The 17850-nt window shown below is 74.6% G+C and carries 7 protein-coding genes and 1 pseudogene; 4 read left to right on the top strand and 4 right to left on the bottom strand.

Translation table 11 applies throughout. From position 1 onward, the window contains the following. The first annotated feature begins 40 nt into the window (after positions 1–40). Positions 41–6211, top strand: coding sequence for an SDR family NAD(P)-dependent oxidoreductase (locus tag ABD385_RS35815; protein WP_344583780.1), 6171 nt, complete (start codon positions 41–43; stop codon positions 6209–6211). Positions 6212–6353: 142 nt separating this feature from the next. Then, the gene (locus tag ABD385_RS35810; RefSeq protein WP_344583778.1) at positions 6354–7538 is read left to right on the top strand and encodes a cytochrome P450; all 1185 of its coding nucleotides are present in this window, start codon (positions 6354–6356) and stop codon (positions 7536–7538) included. A gap of 83 nt (positions 7539–7621) precedes the next feature. Here the strand turns inward: ABD385_RS35810 and ABD385_RS35805 are convergent, their stop codons facing one another. The 4 genes from ABD385_RS35805 to ABD385_RS35790 are packed head-to-tail and all read right to left on the bottom strand — an operon-like array spanning position 7622 to position 11524. After that, the gene (locus tag ABD385_RS35805) at positions 7622–7813 is read right to left on the bottom strand and encodes a ferredoxin (protein WP_344583777.1); all 192 of its coding nucleotides are present in this window, start codon (positions 7811–7813) and stop codon (positions 7622–7624) included. A gap of 49 nt (positions 7814–7862) precedes the next feature. Beyond that, the gene (locus tag ABD385_RS35800) at positions 7863–9059 is read right to left on the bottom strand and encodes a cytochrome P450 (RefSeq protein WP_344583775.1); all 1197 of its coding nucleotides are present in this window, start codon (positions 9057–9059) and stop codon (positions 7863–7865) included. Beyond that, on the bottom strand, positions 9056–10114 hold the full coding sequence (locus ABD385_RS35795; protein ID WP_344583773.1) for a DegT/DnrJ/EryC1/StrS family aminotransferase: 1059 nt from the start codon (positions 10112–10114) through the stop codon (positions 9056–9058). Before ABD385_RS35795 ends, ABD385_RS35800 begins: the two co-directional genes overlap by 4 nt. Positions 10115–10132: 18 nt before the next feature. Next, positions 10133–11524, bottom strand: coding sequence for a glycosyltransferase (locus tag ABD385_RS35790; RefSeq protein ID WP_344583772.1), 1392 nt, complete (start codon positions 11522–11524; stop codon positions 10133–10135). Positions 11525–11894: 370 nt separating this feature from the next. Between ABD385_RS35790 and ABD385_RS35785 the strand changes: the two are divergent. Both ABD385_RS35785 and ABD385_RS35780 read left to right on the top strand, forming a co-directional pair. After that, positions 11895–15983 (top strand): annotated as a pseudogene (locus tag ABD385_RS35785) (type I polyketide synthase); the annotation flags it as partial. 45 nt (positions 15984–16028) lie between these two features. Further along, positions 16029–17850: type I polyketide synthase (locus ABD385_RS35780; protein ID WP_344583769.1), on the top strand; the 1822-nt coding region annotated here is incomplete at its 3' end.

The following is a 17850-nucleotide window of genomic DNA, read 5'->3' as shown; positions in this document are numbered from 1 at the left end:
CCGCTCGCGCGCACCACATCTGAGGAAGGTTTCACGGACGATGCCGGACGAAAAGAAGCTCGTCGACTATCTGAAGTGGGTCACGAAGGACCTCCACCAGACCCGCCAACGTCTTGAGGAGGCGGAGGCGGGACGCCATGAACCCGTGGCGATCGTCGGCATGGCCTGCCGGTTCCCCGGCGGCGTGCGTTCCCCCGAAGACCTGTGGGAGCTGCTCAGCGCCGGCCGGGACGGCATCGGACCGTTCCCCGCCGACCGCGGCTGGGACCTGACCGCCCTGGCCGGCGACGGGCCCGGCGGCAGCGCCACCCAGCGCGGCGGGTTCCTGCCCGACGCGGCCGCCTTCGACCCGGGCTTCTTCGACGTCTCCCCACGCGAGGCGCTCGCCATGGACCCGCAGCAGCGGCTCCTGCTGGAGACCGCCTGGGAGGCCGTCGAACGCGCCGGCATCGACCCGGCCGGGCTGCGGGGCACCCGCACCGGCGTGTTCGTCGGCACCAACGGCCAGGACTACGCGCACCTGGTCCTCGCCGCCGAGGACGACATGGGCGGCTACGCGGGCAACGGCCTGGCCGCCAGCGTCCTCTCCGGCCGCCTGTCCTTCGCGCTCGGCCTCGAAGGCCCGGCCGTCACCCTCGACACCGCCTGCTCGTCGTCCCTGGTGACCCTGCACCTCGCCGCGCAGGCGGTGCGTGCCGGCGAGTGCGCCCTCGCCCTGGCCGGCGGCGTGACGGTGATGGCCACCTCGTCGAGCTTCGCCGGCTTCAGCCTCCAGGGGGGCCTGGCGCCCGACGGCCGCTGCAAGGCGTTCGCCGAGGCGGCCGACGGCACCGGCTGGTCCGAAGGCGTCGGGCTGCTCCTCGTCGAACGGCTCTCCGACGCCCAGCGCAACGGCCACCCGGTCCTCGCCGTGCTGCGGGGCTCGGCGGTCAACCAGGACGGCGCCTCCAACGGCCTGTCCGCCCCCAACGGCCCCGCCCAGCAGCGGGCGATCTGCCAGGCACTGGCCGGCGCCGGCCTGGCCCCCGGCGACGTGGACGCGGTCGAGGCGCACGGCACCGGGACCCGGCTCGGCGACCCCATCGAAGCCGGCGCGCTGCTCGCCACCTACGGGCAGGACCGGCCCGCCGACCGCCCGTTGTGGCTCGGCTCCGTGAAGTCCAACCTGGGCCACACCCAGGCGGCCGCCGGCGTCGCCGGCGTCCTCAAGATGGTGCTGGCCCTGCGGCACGGCGTCCTCCCGCGGACCCTGCACGTCGACGCGCCGTCCTCGCACGTCGACTGGGACACCGGCGCCGTGCGGCTGCTCACCGAGCCCGTCGCCTGGCCCGAGGGCGAGCGGGTGCGGCGGGCCGGCGTCTCGTCGTTCGGCATCAGCGGCACCAACGCCCACGTCATCCTCGAACAGGCCCCCGGGCCACAGGAGTCGGCCGACGAGGCGGGCGCCGGCGCGGCGCCAGAGCCCGCCGCCGAGCGATCCGCCAAGACCGCCACCGGCCCGCGCGCCGTGCCGTGGCCGGTCGCGGCCCGCACCGTCGGCGCCCTCGACGCCCAACTGGCCCGAGTGCGCGCCCTGACCACCGCACCCGGCCGCAGCGCCGCCGACCTCGGCCACGCGCTCGCCACCACCCGCACCGCGTTCGCCCACCGGGCCCTGCTCGTCCACGAGGACGACGCCGTCACCGAGGTGGCCCGCGGGGCCGTCCCCACCGCCGGCCGTGGCCAACTGGCCGTGCTGTTCTCCGGCCAGGGCTCCCAGCGCCTGGGCATGGGGCGCGAACTGCACGCCCGCCACCCGGTGTTCGCCGCCGCCTTCGACGAGACCGTGGCACTGCTCGACGCCCGGCTCGGCACCTCGCTGCGCGACGTCGTCTGGGGCACGGACCGCACCCGCCTGGACGACACCCGGCACACCCAACCGGCACTGTTCGCCGTCGAGGTCGCGCTGTACCGCCTGCTGGCCTCCTGGGGCGTCCGCCCCGACCACGTCACCGGACACTCCATCGGGGAGGTCACCGCGGCGCACGTCGCCGGCGTGCTCACCCTCGCCGACGCCTGCACCCTGGTGGCGGCCCGCGCCACCGCCATGTCCGCACTGGCGCCGGGCGGCGCCATGGTGGCACTGGAGGCCACCGAGGACGAGGTGCGTGCCCTGCTCACCGACGACCTGGCGATCGCCGCGGTCAACGCCCCCCGGTCCGTCGTCGTCTCCGGCGCCGAGGACGCGGCCGTCGCCGTCCGCCGGCACTTCGACGACCTGGGGCGCCGCACCACCCGCCTCCCGGTCAGCCACGCCTTCCACTCGCCGCTGATGGACCCCATGCTCGACGCCTTCCACGAGGCCGTCGCCCCGCTGACCTTCGCCCCGCCCACGATCCCCCTCGTCTCCAACCTCACCGGGCTGCCCGCCACCGCCGAGGAACTCGCCGCCCCGCACTACTGGGTCCGCCACGTCCGGCAGGCCGTCCGCTTCGGCGACGGAGTGCGCGCCCTGGCCGACCGCGGCGTACGGACCTTCCTCGAACTCGGCCCGGACGGCGTGCTGTCCGCCCTGGTTCGGGAGAACCTCCCCGAGCCGGGCCCCGTCGTGGTGCCCGCACTGCGCAAGGACCGCCCGGAGGAGACCACCGTGCTGGCCGCCCTGGGCACCCTGTGGGCGCACGGCGCGGACGTCGACTGGGACGCGGTGTTCGCCGGCACCCGCACGCCCGGAGCCGAACCCGTCGCCCTGCCCACGTACGCCTTCCAACGCGAGCGCTACTGGCCGACCGTCCGGGCCCGCACCGGCGACCCGGCCGCACTGGGCCTGACCGCCGCCGCCCACCCGCTGCTGGGCGCGGCCGTCGCCCTCGCCGACGCCGACGAGACCGTCCTGACCGGCCGGCTCGCGCCCGCCACCCACCCCTGGCTCGGCGACCACCGCACCGACGGCCGGATCACCGTCCCCGGCACCGCCTTCGTCGAACTCGCGGTCCGCGCCGGGGACCTGACCGGCACCCCGCACGTGGCACGGCTCGACCTGCCGGCGCCGCTCGTCCTCGGCGCCGACGACGCCGTCGCCCTCCAGGTCCGGGTCGGCGCCGCCGACGCCGACGGGCACCGGTCGGTCGCGGTCCACGCCCGGCCGGCGGCGGCCGACGACGCGCCGTGGACCACCTGCGCGACCGGCGTGCTCGCCCCCGACGGCACCGCCGATCCGGCCGGCCCGGACACCGCCGAGTGGCCGCCGCGCGACGCCCGCCCGGTGCCCGTCGCCGCCTTCGAACCCGCCGCCGACCACGGCGCCGCGGCCCTGACCGGGCTCTGGCGGCGCGACGGCGAGGTCTTCGCCGAGGCGGCACTGCGCGCCGGCACCGCCGCCGACCGGGCCTTCGGCCTGCACCCCGCGCTGCTGGCCGCCGCGGTCCGCGCCGCCGGGGCGCTGGACGCCGCGTCGCCGCAGGCCGACGGCCCGCGCGAACCGACCGGCTTCGGCGGGCTCGCCCTGCACGCCACCGGAGCCACCGCGCTGCGCCTGCGGCTCACCGCGACCGGGCCCGACACCGTGGCCCTCGCCGCCGTGGACGCCGCGGGCGGCGCGGTGCTGACCGCCGACCGCATCACCCTCGGCGCCCCACAGGACCACCCGGAGCCCGCACCCGCCGACCACACCCGCCAGGGCGGCCTGTTCCACCTGGAGTGGGTGTCGGTCGACCCGGGCGCCCGCGCCACCGGCACCCGTTGGGCCGTCGTCGGCAACGACGAACTGGACCTCGGTTACGCCCTGCACCGCGCCGACGAGACCGTCAGCGCCTACGCCGCCTCGCTCGGCGGAGCCGTCGGCGACGGCGGCCTGGCCCCCGACGTCTTCCTCGTCCCGGTCGTCGGCGGCCCCGACGCCGGCCCGGCCGCCGTGCACGCCGTCACCGCCCGGGTGCTGGAACTGCTCCAGGAGTGGCTGGCCGAACCGCGGCTCGCCGGGGCCCGGCTGGTCTTCGTCACCCGCGGCGCCGTCGCGGTGGCCGGCGAGACCGTCACCGACCCGGCCGGCGCCGCCGCCTGGGGCCTGGTGCGCTCCGCCCAGACCGAGCACCCCGGCAGCCTGCTGCTGCTCGACCTCGACGACGCGTTCCGCTCCGTCGGGATGCTGCCGCACGTCCTCACCCTCGACGAGCAGCAACTCGTCGTCCGCGACCACGCGGTCCGCGCCGCCCGCCTGGCCCGACTGCCGGAACCGGCCGCCGGCACCGCGCCCGCCCCCGCCTGGGACCCGGACGGCACCGTCCTGCTCACCGGCGGCACCGGCGGCCTGGGCGCCGCGCTCGCCCGCCACCTGGTCGGCGTCCACGGCGTCCGCCACCTGCTGCTCGCCGGCCGCCGCGGACCCGACGCGCCCGGTGCCCGCGCACTGCTGGCGGAGCTCACCGAACGCGGCGCCGACGTGCGGATCGCCGCCTGCGACGTCGGCGACCGCCCCGCCCTCGACGCGCTCCTCGCCTCCGTGCCCGGGGCGCATCCGCTGACCGCCGTCGTCCACACCGCCGGCATCCTGGACGACGCCCTGATCGGGTCGCTCACCCCCGACCAACTGGCCGCGGTGCTGCGGCCCAAGGCCGATGCCGCCTGGCACCTGCACGACGCCACCCGCGACCTCGACCTGGCCGGCTTCGTCCTGTACTCGTCGGTCTCCGGCGTCCTCGGCAGCCCCGGCCAGGGCAACTACGCCGCCGCCAACGCCTACCTCGACGCCCTCGCCCGGCACCGCGCCGACCAGCAACTGCCCGCGCTCTCCCTCGCCTGGGGGCCGTGGGGCCGGGGCAGCGGCATGACCGCCTCGGTCAGCGACGCCGACCTGGCACGCATGGCGCGCGGCGGCCTGCCACCGCTGACCGTCGAGGACGGCCTGGCCCTTTTCGACGCCGCCGTGGCCCGCCCCGAGCCGACCGTGGTGCCCAGCCGCCTCAACGTCGCCGGCCTGCGGGAGCAGCAGGCCCTGCCGGCGCTCTGGCGCGACCTGGTGCCGCGGTCCCGCCGCACCGCGGCCGCCGCCGACCGCTCCCCGGTCACGGTGCGCGAACGCCTCCGCCACCTCGACGAGGCCGGCCGCCAACACCTGCTCACCGACCTGGTCGTCGGCCACACCGCCGGACTGCTCGGCCACCCCGACCCCACCGCCGTCGACGCCGAACGCGGCTTCCTGGAGCTGGGCTTCGACTCCCTGGTCGCGGTCGGCCTGCGCAACCAGCTCGGTGAGGTCCTGGGCCTGCGGCTGCCCTCCTCGGTCGTCTTCGACACCAAGACACCGGTGAAGCTGGCACGTTGGCTGCACCAAGAGATCGGCGCCGCCCCCGAACCGGGCACCACCGGCCCGGCCACCGCGGACACCCGGCCGGCACCGCGCTCCGACGACACCCTGGAGGGCCTCTTCCACCAGGCGGTGCGCGGCGGCAAGCTGGTCGAGGCGATGCGGATGCTCAAGGCCGTCGCCAACACCCGACCGATGTTCGACACGCCCGCCGAACTGGAGGCGCTCTCCGAACCGGTGACGCTCGCCGACGGCCCGGGCCGCCCCCGGCTCCTGTTCGTCAGCGCGCCGGGCGCCACCGGCGGCGTCCACCAGTACGCCCGCATCGCCGCCCACTTCCGCGGCACGCGGCACGTCTTGGCGCTGCCCCTGATGGGTTTCGCACCCGGCGAGCTGCTCCCCGCCACCAGTGAGGCCGCGGCCCGCATCGTCGCCGAGAGCGTCCTGATGGCCAGCGACGGCGAACCGTTCGTCATGGTCGGCCACTCCACCGGCGGTTCGCTCGCCTACCTCGCCGCCGGCGTCCTGGAGGACGTCTGGGGCGTACGGCCTGAAGGGGTGGTCCTCCTCGACACCGCGTCGATCCGCTACGACCCCGGCGAGGGCAACGACCTGGACCGCACCACGCGGTTCTACCTGGCCGACATCGACTCGCCCTCGGTGACGCTGAACAGCGCCCGGATGTCGGCGATGGCGCACTGGTTCATGGCCATGACCGCCATCGAAGCGCCCGCACCCACCGCACCCACCCTGCTCGTCCGCGCCGCCCGGGACCTCGCCGGCTTCCGGCTGGACACCTCCTCCGTCCCCGCCGACGCGGTCCGCGACATCGACGCCGACCACCTGTCCCTCGCCAAGGAGCACTCGGCGCTGACCGCGCGGGCCATCGAGGAATGGCTCGCGGGACTGGAGGAGTCCGCCGGGTGAGCGACGACCGAGCCGCGTGACCGGCCAAGCCGGCACCCGTCCCACCGAGGTGCGGGGGTGGTGCCACCCCCCCCGCACCTCGCCCCGCACAGACAGCCGGATGCCGGCGTCCCGCACCGCACCACCCTCCCGAGGAGCCCCCATGAGCACGCCCACCGCGCCGCCCTCCCTCGCGGCGGAGGCGCGCACCGTCCTGCGCCTGAGCCCCCTGCTGCGCGACCTGCAATCGAGGGCCCCCGTCTGCAAGGTCCGCACCCCGGCCGGCGACGAGGGCTGGCTCGTCACCCGGCACTTCGAACTCAAGCAGCTGCTGCACGACGAGCGGCTGGCCCGCGCCCACGCCGACCCGGCCAACGCACCGCGCTACGTACGCAACCCGCTCCTGGACCTCCTCGTCACCGACGACATCGACGGGGCGCGCGCCGTGCACGCGGAGATGCGCTCGCTGCTCACCCCGCAGTTCTCCGCCCGCCGGGTCCTGGACCTGGTGCCGAAGGTCGAGGCCCTCGCCGAACAGGCGCTCGCGCACCTCACCGCCCAGGGCCCGCCCGCCGACCTGCACGACGACTTCTCCCTGCCGTTCTCCCTGTCGGTGCTGTGCGCCCTCATCGGCGTCCCCGCCGCAGATCAGGGCCGGTTGGTCGGCGCGCTCGCCAAGCTCGGCGAGATCGACGACCCGACCCGGGTCCAGGAAGCCCAGGACGAGCTGTTCGGCCTGCTGTCCGCACTGGCCCGCCGCAAGCGCACCGCACCCGAGGACGACGTCATCTCCCGACTGTGCCGGAAGGTGCCGTCCGACGACCGCATCGGACCGATCGTCGCCGGACTGCTCTTCGCCGGCCTGGACAGCGTCGCCAGTCACATCGACCTGGGCACGGTGCTGTTCACCCAGTACCCGGACCAGCTCGCCGCGGCGCTCGCCGACGAGCAGCTGATGCGCAGCGGCGTCGAGGAGATCCTGCGGTCCGCGAAGGCCGGCGGCTCGGTGCTCCCGCGGTACGCCACCGCCGACGTGCCGGTGGGCGACGCGACCATCAAGACCGGCGACCTGGTGCTGTTGGACTTCACGCTGGTGAACTTCGACCGCACGGTCTTCGACGAGCCCGAGCTGTTCGACGTCCGACGGGCCCCCAACCCGCACCTGACGTTCGGCCACGGCATGTGGCACTGCATCGGTGCGCCGCTGGCCCGGGTCCAACTGCGCACCGCCTACACCCTGCTCTTCACCCGCCTGCCCGGCCTGCGGCTGGTTCGTCCGGTCGAGGAACTGGGCTTCTCCGGAGGTCAGTTGTCCGCCGGCCTGGCGGAACTGCCCGTCACCTGGTGATCCGTCAGCCCGGCTCCGGGCGGACGCACGGTGAGGGCCCCCGTCCCGCTCGGACGGGGGCCCTCACGCAAGGGGGAGCGGGCTCAGTCCGCCGCGACGCTGATCGCGCCGGACGGGCACAGCGCCGCCGCCTCGCGGGCGGCGCCGGCCGGTGCGTCCGACGCCGGGTCGAGGACGGTCACCAGGCCGTCGTCGTCCTGGTCGAACAGGTCCGGTGCGGTCAGGACGCACTGGCCGGCGCCGACGCAACGGCCGGTGTCCACGGTGATGCGCACGGGGTTCCTCCGGGGATCGGGTCCTGGCGGCCGGGCGTCCCGGCCGCCCTCACTTCCAGGTGACGGGCAGCTCGTGCAGGCCGAACAGCACCCCGTCGTACTTCAGCGACAGTTCCTCGACGGGCACGGCGAGCGCGAGGGAGGGCAGCCGCGCGAACAGCGTGCGGTAGGCGATCTCCATCTCGACGCGCACCAGGTTCTGGCCCAGGCACTGGTGGACGCCGTAGCCGAACGCCACGTGCGAGCGCGCCGAGCGTTCCGGGTCGAACTCCCGGGGCGCGGCGAACACCGTCTCGTCGTGGTTGGCCGCGGCGAGCAGCGGGACGATGCCCTCACCGGCGCGGATCAGCCGACCGCCGACCTGCACGTCCTCGACGGCCACCCGGAACGCCACCAGATCCGCCACCGAGTAGTAGCGCAGCAGCTCCTCGACGATCCGGTCGTCGCCGATCCACTGCGGGTTGGCGAGCAACTGCACGACGCCCAGGCCGATGTTGTTGGCCGTCGTCTCGTGCCCCGCGATCAGCAGCAGCATCGACACCCCGGACAGTTCCTGCCGGGACAGCGTGCCCGTGGCGATCAGCCGGCTGATCAGGTCGTCGCCCGGCCGCCGCTGCTTGATCTGGATCAACCGGCCCAGGTACCGCAGCAGTGCCTGGGTCGCCTTGTCGCGCTCCTCGTCGGTCGAGCTGAGCCGGACCAGGACCCGGGTCCGGTCCTCGAAGAAGTCACGGTCGGCCCTGGGCACCCCGAGCAGACTGGAGATCACCAGGGACGGCACCGGCAGCGCGAAGGACTCGACGAGGTCCGCGGAGGTGCCCGCGGCCAGCATCGCGTCGATCCGCTCGTCGACGATCTGCTGGATCGCCGGCCGCAGCTCCCGCACCTTGCGGACGGTGAACTCGGGGATCAGCGTCTTGCGGAACCGCCCGTGCTCGGGCGGGTCCATCGCCACGAACCACCCCGGGACCTCGTACTGCGACGGCGCACCGCCGGTCCGGGACGCCTTCGGGAAGCCGGGCCGCGACGGGTCGGCGCTGATCCGCGGATCGGTCAGCACCGCCCGGACGTCCTCGTGCCGGGTCACCAACCACACTGTTCCGCTGGGGAGTTCGGACCGCACCGGGCCCGGACCGGCGCGGTACTGCGCGTACTCCGGCGGCGGGAACGGCCGCCCAGGCTGCCGCAGGGGAAAGGCCACCGGACACTGCGGCGCGGGCGTCCGCGCCTGGGCTCCGGTGCTCATGCCGCTCCGTAGAACGCGCGGATCCGGCCGGTGATGAACTCCTGGTCCTGCGCGCTCAGCCCGGTGTGCGTCGGCAGGTAGAAGCCGTCCGCGCTGAACCGGGCCGCGTTCAACTCCGGCCAGTCGGGGGAGTAGTAGCCGGGCTGGCGGCTCATCGGCTTGAAGAACACCCGGGTCTCGATGCCCTCGTCGGCCAGGTGCGCACGCAGCTCCTCGGACCGCTCGGCCCGCACGTCGTACATCCACAGCACGTCGCGCGGCGGCATCAGCGTGATTCCGGGGACGTCGCGCAGCGCCTCGTCGTAGCGCTTCTCGATGTCCCGGCGCAGGCCCAGGATCACGTCCAACTGCTCGGTCTGGGCGAGGGCCACCGCGGCCTGCATGTTGGTCATGCGGTAGTTGTAGGCCAGTTTCTTGTGCAGGAAGCTGTGGTCCTTGGTGAACGCCATGGCGCGCAGGTGCGCCATCTGCTCGGCCAGGTGCGGGTCGCGGGTCAGGCACACGCCGCCCTCACCGGCCGAGATGATCTTGTTGGCGAAGAGCGAGAAGCACGCGATGTCGCCCCGTGGTCGCACCCCGTGCGCCTCGGCGGAGTCCTCCACCACGCGCAGGTTGTACTCGTGCGCCAGGTCCAGCACCGCGTCCATGGCGCACTGCCGGCCGTAGATGTGCACCGGCATGAGCACCTTGGTGCGCGGGGTGATCTTCTCCTCGATGCGGGACACGTCGATGTTCAGGTCGTCGCCGCAGTCCACGAACACCGGCGTCGCCCCGGTGTAGGTGACCGCCCACGCCGACGCGATCATCGTGAACTCCGGGACGATCACCTCGTCCCCGGGGCCGACCCCGAGCGCCCGCAGCGCCAGCGTCAGCGCCGTGGTGCCCGAGGAACAGGCAACCCCGTACGGCACGTCGTTGTACGCGGCGAACGCCGCCTCGAACTGCTTCACGAAGGGGCCTTGTGAGGAGATCCAGCCGCCGCTGACGGCCTCCGTCACGTAGTCGAGCTCGCGGCCTTGCAGCCACGGCATGGACACCGGATGGGTGTAGGGCATGAGTGAAGTGCTCCTCGGTCAGTCGGTTGCCAGGACGGGGAGGGCGAGCAGCAGGTCCGCCGCCGCGGCCCGGCCGCCGGCGGCCCGCAGCAGCCCGGCGAAGTGCTCGGCGCGCTCGGTGAAGGACGGCTGATCGAGCACGCGGGTGATCTTGTCCAGGACGTCTTCGGGGTCCACCGTCTCCGGCCGGTCCAGCGTCAGGCTCACCCCGAAGTCCTGGCCCCGGATCGCCTGGTCGTCGCAGTCCACCCACAACGGCCGCACCACCAGCGGCTTCCCGAAGTACAGACCCTCGTGGTAGCCGTTGCCGCCGGCGTGCGTGAAGAACACCTTCACGTTCGGATGGGCCAACACGTCCAGCTGCGACGGCACCCACCCCTCGATCCGCAGGTTGTCCGGCAGCTGCTCGGCGGGCGGCAGCAACTCCTGCTGTGCGCGCGGGAGTTTCCACAACACCTGGTGGCCGGCGCCGTCCAGCCGCCGGGCGACCTCGACCAACGACGCCACCTGTGCGCGGGTGAGCCGGGTGATCGTGCCGAAACCCATGTAGACCACGGACTTCTGCGCCGACAGCCAGTCGCCGAGACCGTCGTCGTCCGGTGCCTGGGGCAGCGGCGGCACCATCGTGCCCACCAGCCGCAACTTCGGATGCATCGGGAACGGGTAGTCCAACTCCGGTACGGAGTAGCACAACACCTGCTCCGCGTGGTCGATCCGCGCCATCATCTGCCGCGCCTGCGGCGCGATGCCCAGCTCGGTGCGGATCCGGTCGTCCTCCTCGACGACCTTGCGGACCTGTGACGTCAGGAACATCCCGAGCGTGCGCACCCGGAACAACTGGTTCTCGATCCGCTGGGCGAACGTCATCTCCGCCGGCAGCCCCGAATGCGGCACCGGGAACCCCGACGGGGTGTAGGACTTGGCGAACGGCACGTGCGACGTCAGCACGTTGCTCGGCACGAACGGCACCCCGAGCACGAACGGAATGCCCTTGGTGATCGCCAGTTCATGCCCGAACTGACACATGCTCTCGATCACCATCAGCGCCGGCCGGACCTCGTCGACGACCTCCTCCAGACGGCGGTACTTCGCGATCCGCGATTCCGGCGCGAACGAATGCCGGATCACCGCCGCGTGCGCCTTGAACCGCGACCGCTGCGTCACCTCGGCATAGGTCGCGTCGTCCCACGTGACCGCCGACATCTGCGAAACGGTGTCACCCAGCGACGCGAAGCGCACCGGGCTGCCGTCCACCACGGACGCCACCTCGTCCCGCGCCTTCTCGTCCGTCGCGAACCACAGGTCCGCCACCCCGCGCCGCGACAATTCCCCGGCCAGCACGAGCAGCGGATTCAGCAGACCGCTTTCGGCATAACTCACGAACAGGATCGGCCGCCGATTCGCGCCCATGACCACACCCTTCGGAAAAGTGACGGGCCCCGGGCCCGCACGTCACACGTCCCCACGGCCCGGTCGCCGAGTGACGGCATTCGCCGACGCCGCCGCCCGGGGCGCACGCTCACGGAAACGATCAGCGATCGGCCCCCGGAACGCACCGCGGAGAAAACGGGTCGCTTACTTGGTCTCATGCCACGGACCGGGGGATTCACTAGTCTTCGCGCCGCGGCGGCACTTTCTGCCCCGGCCGGCCAATGCCCGTACGGCCGCCGGCCATTCCTTAGGGAAAAGTACAGCGTTCGCGCCCGTACGATCCGGCACGCAGAGGTGAGCCGAGGCCAACTTTCTTCGTAGGGGTGAGCACCACATGACGATCGGAGCCGACGAGGACCCGGTGGTGGTCGTCGGAATGGCCTGCCGCTATCCGGGCGGCGTGAGCGGCCCGGACGACCTGTGGGAACTGGTCCGCGGCGACCGCGACGCGATCACCGCCTTCCCGGACGACCGCGGCTGGGACCTGGCCGCCCTGGCCGGCGACGGCCCCGGCCGCAGCGCCACGCGCACCGGCGGATTCCTCACCGGGGCCGCCGACTTCGACGCCGCCTTCTTCGGCATGTCACCCCGCGAGGCGGTCTCCACCGACCCGCAGCAGCGCCTGGTCCTGGAAACCGCCTGGGAGGCCCTGGAACGCGCCGGCATCGACCCGCACGCCCTGCGCGGCAGCCGCACCGGCGTCTTCGTCGGCGCCAGCGGCCAGGACTACGCCGCCGTCACCCACGCCTCACCCGACGACCTGGCCGGCCACGCCCTCACCGGCCTGGCCCCCGGCGTCGTCTCCGGCCGGCTGGCCCACCTCCTCGGGCTCGAAGGCCCGGCCGTCACCCTCGACACCACATCCTCCTCCTCGCTGGTCGCCCTGCACGCGGCACTGCGCGCCCTGCGCGCGGGGGAGTGCAGCACCGCCCTGGCCGGCGGCGTCAGCGTGATGTCCACCCCGCTCGCCTTCATCGGCCACACCCGCCAGGGCGGCCTCGCCACCGACGGCCGCTGCAAGCCCTTCTCCGACGACGCGGACGGCACCGCCTGGGCGGAGGGCGTCGGCATCGTCGTCCTGGAGCACCTGTCCACCGCCCGCGCCGCCGGCAACCCCGTCCTCGCCGTGCTGCGCGGCTCGGCCGTCAACCAGGACGGCGCCTCCGACGGCCTGACCGCCCCCAGCGGACCCGCCCAGGAACGCGTCATCCACGCCGCCCTCGCCGACGCCCGACTCACCCCCGCCGACATCGACCTCGTCGAGGCGCACGGCACCGGCACCCGCCTCGGCGACCCGATCGAGGCCCGAGCCCTGCTCGCCACCTACGGACGGCACCGCGCCGCGGACCGGCCAGTGCGCCTGGCCTCCCTGAAGTCGCACCTCGGCCACGCCCAGGCCGCCGCCGGCGTCGGGGGAGTCATCGCCACCGTCCTGGCCCTGCACCACGACCTGATGCCGGCCATCCGCCACCTCACCACCCCCACCCGACAGGTCGACTGGACCCGGGGCGCCGTCGCCCCCCTCGCCGAGCCCGCCGCCTGGCCCCGGGGCGCGCAGCCGCGCCGCGCCGGCGTCTCCTCCTTCGGCATCAGCGGCACCAACGCCCACGTGATCCTGGAGGAGGCCCCGCCCGCCGAGGCCCCCGCTCCCCGGCCCGAGGCCCGCCCCACCACCGGCCCCTGGCCGGTCTCCGCCGCCACCCCCGAAGCCCTCGACGACCAACTCGCCCGCCTGCGCGAGCACCTCCGCGCGCGGCCCGCCCCGGACCCCCTGGACGTCGGCCACTCGCTCGCCACCGGACGCGCAGCGCTGCGCCACCGGGCGGTCCTGCTGCCGACCGACGGGGGCGCCGTCGAACACGCCCGCGGCGAGGCCCGCGCGCGCCGCACCGCCGTCCTCTTCTCCGGCCAGGGCAGCCAGCGCCTCGCCATGGGACGCGAACTCGCCGTCCGATTCCCGCTGTTCGCCGCCGCCCTGGACGACGTCGCGCACGCCCTGGACCCGCACCTGGACCGCCCCCTGCACACGGTGATGTGGGGCACCGACCCGGCGCTCCTGGACCGCACCGGCTGGACCCAACCCGCCCTGTTCGCCGTCGAGGTCGCCCTGTACCGGCTGGTCACGGCGCTCGGCCTGCGCCCCGACACCGTCGGCGGGCACTCCGTCGGGGAGATCGCCGCGGCACACGTCGCCGGCGTGCTGACGCTGACGGACGCCTGCCGCCTGGTGGCCGCCCGCGCCACGCTGATGCAGGCGCTGCCGGCCGGCGGCGCGATGGCCGCGCTGGAGGCCACCGAGGACGAGGTGGCGCCGTTGCTCGACGAGCGCACCGCCCTGGCCGCCGTCAACGGGCCCACCGCGGTCGTCGTCTCCGGCACCGAGGACGCCGTACTGCGCCTCGCCGCCCACTTCGCCCGCGAGGGCCGCCGCACCAGCCGGCTCGCCGTCTCGCACGCCTTCCACTCGCCGCTGATGGACCCCATGCTCGACGCCTTCCGGGACATCGTCGAGCGCCTCGCCTTCCACCAGCCGTCGATCCCCCTCGTCTCCAACCTCACCGGCGCATGCGCCGGCAGCGAGATCACCACCCCCGACTACTGGGTGCGGCACGTCCGCGGCACCGTCCGCTTCGCCGACGGCATCGCCACCCTGGGCGGGGCCGGCACCGACCTCCTGGTCGAACTCGGCCCCGGCAGCGTGCTGTCCGCCCTCGCCCGCGACACCCTGGGGCCCGGCAGCCCCGTCGACGTGGTGCCGGTCCTGGCCAAGAACCGGCCGGAAGAGACGGCGTTCGCCGGTGCGCTGGGCCGCCTGCACACCCTCGGCGTCCCCGTCGACTGGTCCGCCTACTACGCCGGCACCGGCGCCCGCCGCGTCGACCTGCCCACCTACGCCTTCCAGCACGTCCGGCACTGGCCCACCCCGCCGCGCCCGGCCGCGCCCGGAGCCGGCGCGCTCGGCCACCCGCTGCTCGACTCCGCCGTCGAACTCGCCGACGGCGACGGCACCGTCTGCTCCGGAACCCTCGCGCCGCACACCCACCCCTGGCTCGCCGACCACGCGGTGGCCGGGCGGCTGCTGCTGCCGACCACCGCACTGGTGGAACTGGCCGTCCGCGCCGGCGACGAGGCGGGCTGCGACGTCCTGCACGAACTCGCCGTCACCGCCGCACCGTTCCCGTCCGACGGCGACGGCCTGCACGTCCAGGTCCGCATCGGCCCCGGCGACCCCGCGGGGCTCCGCACCGTCACCGTCCACGCCCGGCCCGCCGACCGCCCGGCCGCCCCCTGGCAACAGTGCGCCACCGGCGTCCTCGGCGGCCCGCCCCGCACCACCACCGGCCCCGCGCCCGCGCCCGCCGACACCACCGCACTCACGGGCCCCAACTGGCCGCCGGCCGACGCCGAACCCGTCGACCTCACCGACCACTACGAACGCCTCGCCGACCGCGGCTTCGACTACGGTCCGGCCTTCCGCGGCCTGCGGGCCGCCTGGCGCCGCGGCACGGAGGTCTTCGCCGACGTGACGCTCCCGCCCGGCGCCGCCGACGACGCCGCCGACTTCGGACTGCACCCGGCCCTGCTCGACGCCGCCCGGCACGCCGCCATGGCGACGGACGGCGCGCTGCCCGTCGCCTGGCACGGCGTCCGGCTGCACGCCGTCGGAGCCACCGCGCTCCGCGTCCACCTGACGCCCACCACGACCGGCGCCCTGTCGCTGACCGCGTCCGACGCGCACGGCGCCCCCGTCGTCACCGTCGACGCCGTCACCGTCCGCCCCTTGAGCGACGACGAGCGCGCCGCGCCCCGGTCCCCGCGGCGCCCGCGCGACGACGGGCCCACCGACGCCCGCCCGCCCCGGCCCGCCGCGGCCCGCCCCGGAACGGCCGCCGAGTCGGCGGCGGACCCCGGCGCGCCCCGCTCGGCCGCCACCCGCCTCGCGTCGCTCGCGCCGGCCGACCGGGACCGCCAGCTCCTGGACCTGGTACGGACCCAGGCCGCCGCCGTCCTCGGCCACCCCGGACCGGGCGCGGTCGGCGCCCGCAGCGTCTTCAAGGAACTCGGCTTCGACTCGCTCGCCGGCGTCGAACTCGCCGACCGGCTCGCCGGCCACACCGGACTGCGACTCCCGGCCACCCTGGTCTTCAACTTCCCCACCCCCGAACGCGCGGCCCGCCGGCTGGCCGAACTCCTCGCTGCGACCGTCCCCCGGCAGCCCGGCGCCCACGGCGAGGAACTGACCAGGTTCGAGGCGATCGTCACCAGCCTGCCGCCGGACGACCCCGAACGCCGGGCCGTCGCCGACCGGTTGGACGCCCTCGCCGCCGTACTCCGCCAGAACTCGCCCACAGAGGTGCCCTCCTCGGACGAGGACATCGACACGGTGTCGGTCGACAGACTGCTCGACATCATCGATGAAGAGTTCGAAACCACATAGAGAAATTGTTGCTTTCGTTCGCGACCCGATGATGAGGACGGACCGATGTCGGAATCCCCGCAAGGCCAGCCGGACCAGCAGGAGAAAATCGTCGACTATCTGCGGCGAGTCACCTCCGACCTCCGACGCGCCCGCCGCCGCATAGGAGAACTGGAATCCAAGGACAACGAGCCCATTGCCATCGTCGGAATGGGTTGCCGGCTGCCCGGCGGTGTGAATTCACCGGAATCCCTCTGGGACCTGGTCTGGGCCGGGACTGACGCCGTTTCCGGATTCCCCACCGACCGCGGCTGGGACCTGGCGACCCTCACCGGAAACGGCGACGGCAGCAGCAGTACGCACGAAGGCGGATTCCTCTACGACGCCGCCGAATTCGACGCCGCGTTCTTCGGCATCTCGCCGCGCGAGGCGACCGCCATGGACCCCCAACAGCGCCTCCTCCTCGAAGTGTCCTGGGAGGCACTGGAACGCGCCGGCATCGCCCCCACCGCGCTGCGCGGCAGCCGCTCCGGCGTGTTCGTCGGGTCCTACCACTGGGGCGCCCCCTCGGCCGGCACCGCCGCCGAACTCCACGGCCACGCACTGACCGGCACCGCCGCCAGCGTGCTGTCCGGCCGCCTCGCCTACACCCTCGGCCTCGAAGGCCCCGCCGTCACCGTCGACACCGCCTGCTCCTCCTCCCTCGTCGCCCTGCACCTGGCGACCCAGTCACTGCGCTCCGGCGAATCCGCCCTCGCCCTGATCGGCGGCGTGACGCTGCTCACCGAACCCTCCCTCTTCGTCGAGTTCAGCGCCCAGGGCGGCCTGGCCCCGAACGGCCGCTGCAAGGCGTTCTCCGACGCCGCCGACGGCACCGGCTGGGCCGAGGGCGTCGGCGTCCTCGTCGCCGAGCGGCTCTCCGACGCCCAGCGCAACGGCCACCCGGTCCTCGCCGTGCTGCGCGGCTCGGCGGTCAACCAGGACGGCGCCTCCAACGGCCTGTCCGCCCCCAACGGCCCGTCCCAGGAACGCGTCATCGAACAGGCCCTCACCCGCACCGGCCTGACCGCCGCGGACATCGACGCCGTCGAGGCGCACGGCACCGGCACCAGACTCGGCGACCCCATCGAGGCCCAGGCACTGCTCGCCACCTACGGCCAGGCACACACCGCCGACCAGCCGCTGTGGTTGGGGTCCCTGAAGTCCAACATCGGCCACGCCCAGGCCGCCGCCGGCGTCGCCGGCGTCATCAAGATGGTGATGGCGCTGCGGCACGGGCGACTCCCGCGGACCCTGCACGCCGACGAGCCGACCTCGCACGTGGACTGGTCCGCCGGCGGGGTGCGGCTGCTGGCCCAGGCGCGGGAGTGGCCGGTGACCGGCCGGCCGCGCCGGGCCGCGGTCTCCTCGTTCGGCATCAGCGGAACCAACGCGCACGCCCTCCTGGAACAGGCCCCCGAGCCCACCCCCGCCCCGGACACCACGCCGGACGAGCCGGCCGCCGCGCTGCCCTGGATCGTCTCCGGCCACTCCGAACGGGCCCTGCGCGACCAGGCCACGGCCCTGGTCGCCCGGGTCGCGACCGACCCCGCACTCCGCCCCCAGGACGTCGGGCACACCCTGCTCTCCGCCCGCGCCCTCCTCGAACGCCGGGCCGTGGTCCTCGCCCCCGACCGCACCGAACTCCTCGCCGGAACCCAGGCACTGGCCGCCGGCCACTCCGCGCACACCCTCGTCGAGGGCGTGGCGGACGTCGCCGGCCGCACGGTGTTCGTGTTTCCCGGTCAGGGGTCGCAGTGGGTCGGTATGGGGTCCCAACTGCTGGACGAGTCACCGGTGTTCGCGGGGCGGATCGCGGAGTGTGGGGTGGCGTTGGCGGAGTTCGTCG

Source organism: Streptomyces lunalinharesii, assembly GCF_039532155.1.
Taxonomy (GTDB): domain Bacteria; phylum Actinomycetota; class Actinomycetes; order Streptomycetales; family Streptomycetaceae; genus Streptomyces; species Streptomyces lunalinharesii.
The sequence above is the reverse complement of the archived record's forward strand: the minus strand, read 5'-3'. Positions and strand labels throughout refer to the sequence as shown.